We start from the raw sequence: 11,444 nt of genomic DNA, 5'->3' as shown, positions 1-11,444 counted from the left end.
GTGGTTTTCTTAATACAAAAAATCCGGAAAGATTCAACAGTTCAAAAGATTCTTTCCGGTTTTTTACACATATAGAGCGAGGGCATCGCTCAATCATCTAATTTGATGATTTTGCGACACCCCCTTTTACGACTTATTCACCAAGTTTTGTAATAATACCTGTAATCAATGCTTTAAACTGTTTTGCCACTCTATCCGCTGTTTCCTGCACTTCTTTGTGATTTAACTCTTCTTTCGACATTCCTGCCGCAAGATTTGTAATACATGAAATTCCACAGATTTCCATTCCCATGTGGCGTGCAGCCATTGCCTCGCAGGCTGTACTCATACCTACCGCATCTGCTCCCCATGTTCTTGCCATACGGATTTCCGCAGGAGTTTCATAGTTAGGACCTGTAAACTGTGCATACACACCTTCTTTTAAATCAATTCCCTGTTCTTTTGCCACTTCCCTAACAAGTTCCTGTATTCTCCTACTGTAAACTTCACTCATATCCGGAAATCTTACGCCCAATTCATCCAAATTTGCACCGATTAATGCACTTGGAACACCTGTCGTAATGTGGTCTGTAAGCATCATAAAATCACCCGGTTTGAAATCAAAGTTTACTCCGCCTGCTGCATTTGTCAAAATTAATTTTTTCGCTCCCAAAAGTCCCATAAGTCTTGTTGGAAGTACAACATCAGACATCGGATACCCTTCATAAAAATGTACTCTTCCCTGCATAATCACAACCGGAGTTTTATTTACATAACCGAAAACAAAACGTCCTTTATGTCCCGCTACAGTAGAAGTCGGAAATCCTTCAATATCCGTATAGTCCACTGTCTGCACAATTTCTATTTCATCCGCGTAATCACCAAGTCCTGAACCAAGAATTAATGCCACTTCCGGACAAAAATTTACTTTCTCTTTTACACTCTCCACACAAGTCATCAATTTTTCATATACTGGATTCATTTTAAACTCCTTTCCTCTATTCAATATCAATAAGCGTCATTATCATATCTTTTAATTTTCTATATTGTTCGTAGGAAACTGTTATCTTATTCCCTTCCTTGCTAATCAGACCTTCTTCCGAAAACTTTTTCACCGCACGATTAATTGTCTTGACGCAAAGCCCTGTCGTATCCGAAAGTCCCTGACGGCCTCCCTGTACACGCAAAATTCCATTTCGAGCATACAACTCATATCGCTCCGTCAGCAACATTGCCAGCCTGTCCGAGCCTTGTAAAAACAAATATGCTCTACTTTTTCGCCCATCCTCCAGCAACGACTTTCCTGTCAATTTCGCCTCTAACTTCAACACACGCAAATCTGACAAAAGCCATTTTTCATACTGTGCTTTCGGAATTTTCACTATCGTACACGGTGTTGCAGTTTCCAGTGTTGTCATATATGTGTCCAGATCCATAATAATTTCCATACCGCCTAATGCGTGAACACAATCAAAACTCATGAAATCATAAGTGATTCCATAAATACGGTAATCAGTTGCTTTAATCATCCCTTTACCCACAAAATATATTGTGTCGATCGGAGTATTTTCCCGTACAAATACCTGCCCCTTATCCATCTCCTCAATCTGAAAAGAATCCATAAGCCATGCCGGAGCACTTTTAAAATACTCTTCAAATTGTTTTTGAGTTTCCTTTTTACATTTTTCCAGAAATGGTAATACGTTGTATAAATATTTGCACTGCATTTTATACCCCTTTCAGTTTTCTCCAAAGTTCCGCCTTCACAGATTCTTCCGCAAATGCCACATCAATGGCATTTCCTGTCATTTTTATCAATTCTTCATCCGTAATTCCATATTGATTCTGAACAAATTCCATTTCTTTTTGTAGGCTGGAATTGCTCACGGTTCGGTTGTCCGTATTGATTGTCACAAGAAGTCCCTCATCAAGAAATTCCCGTATCGGATATTCCGAAGGATGTTGAACTGCCTTTGTCTGTAAATTACTAATTGGACACATTTCTATTCCGATTTTCTTTTCTCTGCACAGTTCAATTCCGTCCTTATGTCCCCGAAGTGCAATTCCGTGCCCGATTCTTGCCGCACCACAGTTTACAGACTCGATAACATTTTCCACTCTTCCACACTCTCCTGCATGGATAGTAAACGGAAGCCCAAGTTTCTTTGCCTCCGCAAATAATTCCGCAAAATTTTCCATCGGAAATGCTGCCTCATTTCCCGCCAAATCTACGGCACAAAGTCCCTCACCCAAAAATTCTCTCGCCATTTTCATCATCTTCAAACTTTCCTCTGCAGAATGATGACGCATCGCACAGGCAATTACATTATAGAAAATATTACATTCCTTTTTGGCTTCTTCCAACCCTTCAATTACAGACTGAATTACCTGCCTACAATTTAAGTGTTCATTTACTGATAGCAACGGAGCAAATCTTACCTCCACATATTGCACATTATCTTTCTTCAAATCCAATAAAAATGCTTTAGATGCTTTTCTAAGTCCCTCTTCCGTTTGCAGACACTGCAACGGCAAATCAAACTTTTCCAGATACTCTGCCAAATTTCTACAATCTTTGCTTACCTGCATTTCATTTTGTTTTACCTCTCTGCCAAGAAGTTCACTGACAATTTGCAGTGGCAGTGAACCATCTAAATGACAATGCAATTCTACTTTAGGTATAGACATACCGCACCTCCTTGTCACATTATTTTTATTTAAAAATAGTATAAGCATCCCACAATCAATGTGCAGATGCTTATACTTATTCTACATTTTCAAATTATTTGATTGATTCAACTTTTACAACTGATGTTGGTAAGTCTTTAGCGTCTTTTGCCACTGTATCGTTTGCAATTTTAATTGAACCATCTTTTAATCCAGCATATACTTTATCGTATTCTTCCTGTGTGAATTTTTCAAATTTAGATGTTTCCATTGGTAACTGCACACCGTCATCTGCTGCACTTTATGTAATTGATTTTCCACCTTCAAATGATTTGTCATAGTATGAGGCAACTGCATTATAAACTGAATCACTTAACTTTTTCATTGCAGAAGTAATAACTGTATCTGATTCTACAGACTGGTCTACGTCTACACCGATAACTTTCTTTCCTGCACCTTCTGCTGCTTTCATAACAGAGTTACCAACTCCACCACCACAAGCAAAGATACATTCTGTTCCTTCACTGTACCAAGCGGCTGCTTTTGCCTGATTTTCAGGAGAAGCGTCAAAGTTTCCTACATATGTGTATTTAATATCGATAGCATCTTTTGGTAAACCAAGTTCTTTTGCTGCTGCGTCAGCACCCTGAACAAATCCGTATCCGTAACGGATAACTGCAGGTACTGCAATTCCACCCATAAATCCAAGTTGTTTGTATCCTTCTTTAACTGCTGCGTAACCTGCTAAGTATCCAGCCTGTTCTTCAGCATAGAAAATAGAAAGAACGTTCTTTTCAATATGTGGTTTTTTGTCTTTTCCGATTGGTGCTGCATCAATGATAATAAATGTCACATCAGGATATTTTGTCTGTGCTTCAAAAATTGGTTTTTCAAATAAGAATCCTGGTGTTACAACAACTTTTGCTCCACCTTTTACTGCAAGGTCGATTGCTGTTAAGCAAGCTTTATCTGATTTTTCAGAAGGTTTATAATATTTGCAAGAGATGTCTTTTTCATCTGCATATTTTTTCAATCCTTCCCATGAACCCTGGTTGAATGATTTATCGTCAATTGTTCCTACGTCAGTAATTAACGCTAATTCATATCCTCCTTTGTCACCTTTCTTGTTGTCTGATTCTCCCGGTTTCTTTGCACAACCTGCCATACCAAGCACCATTGCACCTGCCAAGATTAAACTAATCAGTCTTTTCTTCATCTTTTTTTCCTCCTTTTGCTTTTTAATAATCTTTTACATTTTGCCCTTGAATAAGGGAAATTGCTGAACTTGTGCCTATTCTGTCGCATCCTGCTTCCAAAAAGGCTTCCATATCTTCCACACTTTTCACTCCGCCTGCGGCTTTCATTTTTACGTGTGGTCCAATATATTCCTTAAACAAAAGAATATCTTCCATTGTTGCTCCGGCAGTTCCAAATCCTGTGGAAGTTTTGATATAATCTGCTCCCGCTTCTGTCACTGCTTTACACATAGCAATTTTTTCTTCTTTTGTTAAGTAACATGTTTCAATAATAACTTTCAGAACTCTATCTCCGACAGCCTGTTTTAAACTACGGATTTCTTCTGTTACCTTATCAAAATCACCGTTTTTTACATCTGTGATATTGATTACCATATCTACTTCGCCGACACCGTCTTCCACAGCCTGTTCTACTTCAGCAAGTTTTGCCTTTGTAGTGCTATATCCGAGTGGAAAACCTACAACTGTACAAATATTAATTTTGTCACCGTAAGTGTCATGGATTCTTTTAATATAATTCGGTGGAATACATACAGACGCTGTCTGATACTCCAATGCCTCATCACATAATTTCTGAATATCTTCCCATGTTGCAAACGCTTTTAAGAGTGTGTGGTCTACATGGCTTAAAATTTCACTTGTTTTCATTTTGTCCATCTCCTAATATTTTTCTACTCCGTTTGGAGTTACTCTCGCATAGATTAACGGTTCTTCTTTTGGCGGTTGTTCCATAATGGCTACAGACTGTTTATATTTCTCTTTTGCATTATTAAAAAGTGATTCATCAGATGTATATAAAACTGCCAATACATCTCCTACTTTCACACTGTCGCCCGTCTTTTTCTTTAAAACAATTCCCGCAGTATAATCAATCTCACTGTCTTTTGTTTCTCTTCCTGCTCCGAGCATGGAAGATGCAATTCCACATCCTTCCGCATTCATATGTGTAATGTATCCGTCTTTTTCCGCCAGTACTTCCTGCTGATAAGGTGCTTTTGCAAATTTATCCGTATCACGAATGACATCTGCATCTCCGCCCTGTGCTTCCACCATGGCAATCAGTCTATCTAACGCCTTTCCGCTTCTTATCGCTTCCTCCGCCATCTGTCTGCACTCTTCTATACTTCCCTTTTCAGCCAGATACAACATATTTCCCGCTAATTGCAGGCACACTTCCGTCAAATCTTTCGGTCCGTTCCCTTTTAATGTTTCTACCGCCTCAATAACTTCAAGGCTATTTCCAATATTATGTCCTAAAGGAATATCCATATTGGTAATTAACGCTACCATTTTCTTGCCGGCATTCTCACCGATGGAAACCATTTCTTTTGCCAGCGCAACTGAATCTTCCACCGTCTTCATAAACGCACCGCTTCCGGTTTTTACATCCAACAGAATACCGTCATTACCTGCAGCTAGTTTTTTACTCATAATGGATACCGCTATAAGAGGTATGCTGTCTACCGTCGCTGTAACGTCACGAAGAGCGTACAGTTTCTTATCCGCCGGAGCAAGATTTCCCGACTGACCAATTACGGAAAGTCCTGTCTTATTTACCACTTCAAAGAATTTATCTCTGTCAAGTGATGTCTGCATTCCCGGAATGGATTCCATTTTGTCTACCGTCCCACCTGTATGTCCCAATCCACGTCCGGACATCTTTGCTACTTTCACCCCGCAGGAAGCAACAATAGGGGCAATAATAAGTGTAGTCTTATCTCCCACACCGCCTGTGGAATGCTTATCCACTTTCATTCCCTCAATGCCCGATAAATCGACCATATCTCCTGAGTGTGCAACTGCAAGTGTCATTGCAAGTGTTTCTTCCTCAGTCATTCCCTGAAAATAAACTGCCATAAGAAACGCTGACATTTGATAATCCGGAATTTTGCCATCTACATACTCTGTAATCATGTACTGGATTTCATCTTTTGTTAAAGCCTCACCATTTCTTTTTTTCATGATTAAATCATACATTCTCATAGCGTTTTCCTCCTTTATCTCATTCCTTTGTCGTAAGGAATACCTTCTGCCTTAGGCGCCTGTGAATTTTTAGAGAAGAATGCAAGTACAACTAACGTAGCAATATACGGAATCATTTTATACACTTCATTTGGAATTGGAAGACTCTTTAATACCGGAATCGCTGAATAAGCACTCGCCAGCGTTTTCATTACACCAAAGAAAAATGCTGCCATGAAAATTTTATTACTTCTCCACTGGCCAAAAATCAATACTGCCAATGCCAAGAAACCATATCCTGCAACGCTGGCATTAAAGTTTGTTGAAGTAGGAACAACAAATACAAGTCCGCCTATTCCCGCTAGAACACCTGAAATAATTACACCCGAATATCTGATTTTATATACATTTACTCCTACCGAGTCCGCTGCTCCCGGATGTTCACCGCAAGCACGAAGTCGCAAACCAAATTTCGTTCTCTTAATTACAAATGCCGCGATAATAAAAATCAAAATACCAAGATATGTTGTGATATAACAGTTTTGGAAAAATAAAGGTCCAATAATTGGAATATCTCCCAAAAACGGTACTTTATCAATCTGGAATGTATCTGTAAACTGAATCTGCTGTACACCCTGAATCATTCTCGCTACGAAAATCGCAAACGCCGGTGCAAACATATTAAGTGCAGTACCGCTGATTGTCTGGTCCGCTCTCATATTAATAGAAGCAAACGCATGAAGTAAGGAGAAAATTCCTCCGGTAACTCCGGCAATCACTACTGCAATTAATAACAGTCCCTGACCGCTCATTGTACCCTGTGTCATATTAATAAATAGGATACCGAAAAAAGCACCTATTACCATAATTCCCTCTAAAGCAATGTTAATTACACCGCTTCGCTCAGAGTACATACCTCCAATTGCTACAATCAGAAGCGGAATTGCAAAAAACATTGTCTGCTGCATAATAAAATATACAATATCCATACTCTTATTCCTCCTTCTTCAGATTGTCGTTTTTCTTCTTTTCTTTTCTCAATTGGATTTTACTAATTAGTCCCTTGAAAAGTAAAGATAAAGCACCACAATAAATAATTGCCGCAATAATCATATCAATAACTTCCGGCGCAAAATCAAATAACTGCATATTATATCCGCCGACAGTAAGATGCCCGATAAATAAACCTGCAAACAAAATACCGATTGGATTTGACATTCCAAGTAAGGCTACGGAAATTCCTGAAAAACCTTCAGGAGCAATAATATCCAACACCTGCAAATATTTTCCTGAATTTGCGAGATATAATAATGCTCCACCAATACCTGCCAAAGCGCCTGAAATTACCATAGAAAGAACAACATTCCTTTTTGCATTGATACCCGCATATTTACTTGCGTTCGGGTTCTTTCCACAGGCTTTTAATTCATATCCGAATGTTGTGCGGTTCAAAATAATGTAAACCAAAATAACAAATACAATAACAATGATAATTCCCACATTAATGTCTGTGTTCGGGAAAATTTTATCTAATCCTGCTTTTGGGAGATTTGCCGTATCTGCCACTGCCATAGACTGATTTTTAACATGGTCATAAATCAATTTCTGAATTAAAAGGTTTACAAGATACATTCCGATATAGTTCATCATAATAGAAGAAATAACTTCGTTTACATTACGGAATGCTTTTAAAATACCCGGTATCATTCCCCATAATGCTCCTGCCAAGGCAGCTCCTGCAATGGCAACAAGGCAATGAATTCCTGCCGGTAAAAATGTACATTTAACTCCGATTAAAACTGCAACAAATGCACCAATCGTAAACTGTCCTGCCGCTCCTATATTGAAAAGTCCTGTCTGGAAAGCAAATCCTACAGACAACCCTGTCATAATAATCGGTGTAGCATAATAAAACATCTGACCGATTCCCTGCATTCCATCTGTAAAACCACCCTGCAAAATCATCATAAATCCGCCTGAAGCCTGACTCGGATTACTTGCAAACAAAATAACAAGTCCAAAAAGCAGCCCACAAATAATTGCAAGAATTGAGGAACTGAAACTAATCATACCCTCTCTCTGAAAAAGACCTTTTTTCTTATATTCCATGATTCACACTCCTTTTCGCTCCTGCCATGTATAATCCCAGTTCTTCTGTTGTAACCTCTTTCGGATTTACATCTGCAACAATTTCACCTTCGTACATAACTAAAATTCTGTCGCTGACATTCATTACTTCGTCCAACTCTAAAGATACAAGTAAAACTGCCTTTCCCGCATCTCTCTGAGCAATTAACTGTCTGTGAATGTATTCAATCGCCCCAACATCCAATCCTCGAACTGGCTGTACTGCAAGGACAATTTCCGGATTTCTGTCCAACTCTCTCGCAATAATCGCTTTCTGCTGATTACCACCGGACATTCCTCGAACAATACTGTCCGCTCCCTGTCCCGAACGAATATCAAACTTTTTAATCAATTCTTCCGCATATTTTCGAATTGCGTCAAATTTCAAGAAGCCGTGTTTCTGAAAACGCTCTGTAAAATATGTCTGTAACACTAAATTTTCCTGAAGATTATAATCTAAAACTAAACCATCTTTATGTCTGTCTTCCGGAATATGTGCCATTCCGTCAAGGCATTTCTTTCTGATACTTTCATGGGTAATATCTTTCCCCTTCAAGAATACCTGTCCCTCATCTATCGGCATCATACCTGTAATTCCATATACCAGTTCTGATTGACCATTTCCGTCAATACCTGCTATTGTAACAATCTCACCTTTTCTCACCGTAAATGATACGTCTTTTACCGCATCTTTTCCGTGTTTTGCCTTGATTGTCATATTTTTCACTTCTAAGATTGCCTCTCCCGGATCGGACTCTTTCTTGTCAATAATAAAATTGACTTTTCTTCCTACCATCATCTCTGACATTTCTTCTTTAGATGTATCGGCAACCTCAATTGTACCAATATATTTACCTTTTCGTAAAACACTGCATCGGTCTGCAACTTCTTTAATCTCATTCAACTTATGTGTAATGAAAATAATAGACTTTCCTTCTTCTACAAGTTGTTTCATAACCTTCATCAACTCATGAATTTCCTGTGGTGTCAATACAGCCGTAGGTTCATCGAAAATCAAAATATCATTGTCACAATACAACATTTTCAAAATCTCAACCCTCTGCTGCATACCTACAGTAATATCTGAAATATACGCATCCGGATCGATTTTAAATTTGTAGCGTTCACTCAATTCCATAACTTTTTTGCGGGCATTCTCCATTTTCAATACACCGCCCTTTGTTGTTTCGCGTCCAAGTACAATACTTTCCAAAACAGTAAAGTTATGCACCAATTTAAAATGCTGGTGAACCATACCTATTCCTAATGCATTCGCATCATTTGGGTTATTGATTTTCACCTCTTTGCCGTTAATTTTAATCTGTCCCTGTTCAGGCTGGTATAATCCAAATAATACACTCATTAATGTAGATTTTCCTGCCCCGTTTTCTCCCAACAAAGCGTGGATTTCGCCCTTCCTTACTCGCAGTGTGATGTCATCGTTCGCTTTAAACTCTCCAAACTGCTTCGTAATATGGTTCATTTCAATTACATATTCCACGTTTTTTCCTCCTTCTCTTTACTTTATTCCAAATCCGACGGACAAAAACCGTATGGTAACATCTTTTTTAAACTCATCACTTTCATATTGTCTTTCCCGTCTGCAAGAATAATCTGAAATTCCTCCGGATTACAAAATTCCATCATGACCTGCCTACAAACACCACAAGGTGCACACAAATCGTCTGCCTCCGTTCCTTCTTTACCTCCGACAATGGCAATTTTTTCAAATTCCCTATCGCCCTCCGAAACCGCTTTAAAAAATGCAGTACGCTCAGCACAGTTTGTAGGAGTATAGGAAGCGTTTTCAATATTGCAGCCATGATAAATTTTTCCATCTTTCGTCAATAACGCCGCTCCAACTTGAAACTTAGAATATGGAGCATATGATTTAAGACGCGCTTTCTTTGCTTCTTCCAACAATTCCCTATTCGTCATATATGCACACACCTCTACTTACATATCTCATCTTTAAAACTTGTTCCGTCTGTTGTAATTTCTAGTCCAAACATATCAAGAATTGTCGCTGAAATATCGGCAAATGTTTTGCGAGTCCCTAAATTTACTCCCTCTTTAACAGACTGTCCATACACCAAAAACGGTACACATTCTCTTGAATGATCTGTCCCCTTAAATCCAGGATCACATCCGTGGTCAGCAGTAATCATCAAAACATCTTCCGGTTGCATTCTGTCCATAAATGTTCCCAGTTGTTCATCAAATGTTGTTGCTGCTTTCGCATATCCTTCAATGTCATTTCTATGACCATACAACATATCAAAATCAACCAGATTTACAAAACACAATCCATTAAAATCTTCATCCTGCAATGCGATAGTCTTCTCCATACCGTCTACATTATCTTTAATTCTTTGGGTATGCTCGATACCTTTTCCTGCGAAAATATCGTAAATCTTACCCACCCCATATGTGTCATATCCTTCTCTCTGCAAAATATCTAACATTGTGTCCTTTGGTGGAAGCAATGAAAAATCATGTCTGTTTGATGTTCTTCTAAAATTTGGTGCTGCATCTGTAAACGGTCTTGCGATAACTCTTCCCACTCCATGTTCTCCTGTAAGAAGTTCTCTAGCAATTTCACAATAACGATACAATTCCTCCACCGGAACAACATCTTCATGTGCCGCTATCTGAAAAACACTATCCGCCGATGTATAAACAATTAACTTGCCCGTACGAATATGCTCTTCACCGTAATCACGGATAACATCCGTTCCGGAATATGGAAGATTACAAAGTACTCCTCTTCCCGTTTTCTTGGAAAATTCATCCAACAATTCTTTCGGAAAACCATTCGGATATGTCGGAAGTGCCTGCGGTGAAATAATTCCTGCTATTTCCCAGTGACCTATTGTCGTATCTTTTCCTTTTGAAGCCTCTTGAAGTCTGCCATAAGCCCCAAAAACTGTTTCCGTATTCTCCAAATAGTCAACTCCATCAATACATGAAAGTCCCAATCTATTCATATTAGGTGTATGATATTCCGAAGATTGTGTAATCGTGTGTAATGTGTTCGCACCTTCATCACCAAAACTTACCGCATCAGGTGCATTTCCAATTCCAAAACTATCCAGTACAATTAAAAATACTCTTTGTCTACCCACTGCTTTTCTTCCTTTCTATACTGTTTCCGAGTTAATATGGTTTAATTATATATGATTATTTTAATCAAAAAAAGGACTCATGTCCTTTTTTATCGCTTCTTTTATAATAATCATGATTATCCTCTATTCTATATTAAAATGTGAATTTTCAGAAAATTTATACATAAAAAACATCGCAAGTACTTGCGATGTTAAAAAGGCGCCAACCAGATTTGAACTGGTGATAGAGGTGTTGCAGACCTTTGCCTTACCACTTGGCTATGGCGCCATATTGAATTGCTTAAACCACAAGATGTTTCTTGTGGTCTGAATGACTCCTACGGGAATC

10 protein-coding genes, 1 tRNA gene and 1 pseudogene are annotated in these 11,444 nt (G+C 38.6%); all 12 read right to left on the bottom strand.

Features of this window, described 5'->3' with window-relative positions:
- Window positions 1-133: 133 nt before the first annotated feature.
- The 12 genes and pseudogenes from ACYPXO_RS05995 to ACYPXO_RS05940 all read right to left on the bottom strand — a co-directional run bounded on the left by ACYPXO_RS05995 (window position 134) and on the right by ACYPXO_RS05940 (window position 11,384).
- A complete protein-coding gene (locus ACYPXO_RS05995) occupies window positions 134-961 on the bottom strand; it encodes a purine-nucleoside phosphorylase (protein WP_459639712.1) in 828 nt (275 codons plus the stop codon).
- A gap of 16 nt (window positions 962-977) precedes the next feature.
- A complete protein-coding gene (locus tag ACYPXO_RS05990; RefSeq protein WP_459639711.1) occupies window positions 978-1,706 on the bottom strand; it encodes a Crp/Fnr family transcriptional regulator in 729 nt (242 codons plus the stop codon).
- A gap of 1 nt (window position 1,707) precedes the next feature.
- Complete coding sequence (add, locus tag ACYPXO_RS05985) at window positions 1,708-2,667, bottom strand: adenosine deaminase (RefSeq protein ID WP_459639710.1); 960 nt, start codon at window positions 2,665-2,667, stop codon at window positions 1,708-1,710.
- A gap of 94 nt (window positions 2,668-2,761) precedes the next feature.
- Window positions 2,762-3,862 (bottom strand): annotated as a pseudogene (locus tag ACYPXO_RS05980) (BMP family lipoprotein).
- Window positions 3,863-3,884: 22 nt separating this feature from the next.
- Window positions 3,885-4,550 (bottom strand): deoxyribose-phosphate aldolase, encoded by a 666-nt coding sequence (gene deoC / locus ACYPXO_RS05975; protein WP_459639709.1) that lies wholly within the window; start codon window positions 4,548-4,550, stop codon window positions 3,885-3,887.
- A 12-nt stretch (window positions 4,551-4,562) separates the two neighbouring features.
- Window positions 4,563-5,885, bottom strand: coding sequence for a pyrimidine-nucleoside phosphorylase (locus ACYPXO_RS05970; RefSeq protein ID WP_459639708.1), 1,323 nt, complete (start codon window positions 5,883-5,885; stop codon window positions 4,563-4,565).
- Between the two features lie 14 nt (window positions 5,886-5,899).
- Window positions 5,900-6,853: an ABC transporter permease gene (locus tag ACYPXO_RS05965; RefSeq protein ID WP_459639707.1), complete on the bottom strand. Its 954-nt coding sequence runs from the start codon at window positions 6,851-6,853 to the stop codon at window positions 5,900-5,902.
- 4 nt (window positions 6,854-6,857) lie between these two features.
- A complete protein-coding gene (locus ACYPXO_RS05960) occupies window positions 6,858-7,973 on the bottom strand; it encodes an ABC transporter permease (protein ID WP_459639706.1) in 1,116 nt (371 codons plus the stop codon).
- Complete coding sequence (locus tag ACYPXO_RS05955; RefSeq protein ID WP_459639705.1) at window positions 7,963-9,492, bottom strand: ABC transporter ATP-binding protein; 1,530 nt, start codon at window positions 9,490-9,492, stop codon at window positions 7,963-7,965. Before ACYPXO_RS05955 ends, ACYPXO_RS05960 begins: the two co-directional genes overlap by 11 nt.
- Before the next feature lie 23 nt (window positions 9,493-9,515).
- Complete coding sequence (gene cdd / locus ACYPXO_RS05950) at window positions 9,516-9,929, bottom strand: cytidine deaminase (RefSeq protein WP_459639704.1); 414 nt, start codon at window positions 9,927-9,929, stop codon at window positions 9,516-9,518.
- 14 nt (window positions 9,930-9,943) lie between these two features.
- Window positions 9,944-11,116: a phosphopentomutase gene (locus ACYPXO_RS05945; protein WP_459639703.1), complete on the bottom strand. Its 1,173-nt coding sequence runs from the start codon at window positions 11,114-11,116 to the stop codon at window positions 9,944-9,946.
- 197 nt (window positions 11,117-11,313) lie between these two features.
- Window positions 11,314-11,384, bottom strand: a tRNA-Cys gene (locus tag ACYPXO_RS05940).
- Between the last annotated feature and the right edge of the window lie 60 nt (window positions 11,385-11,444).

This window comes from Faecalimonas canis (genome assembly GCF_054601575.1).
This window is presented reverse-complemented; position numbering and strand designations above follow the sequence as displayed.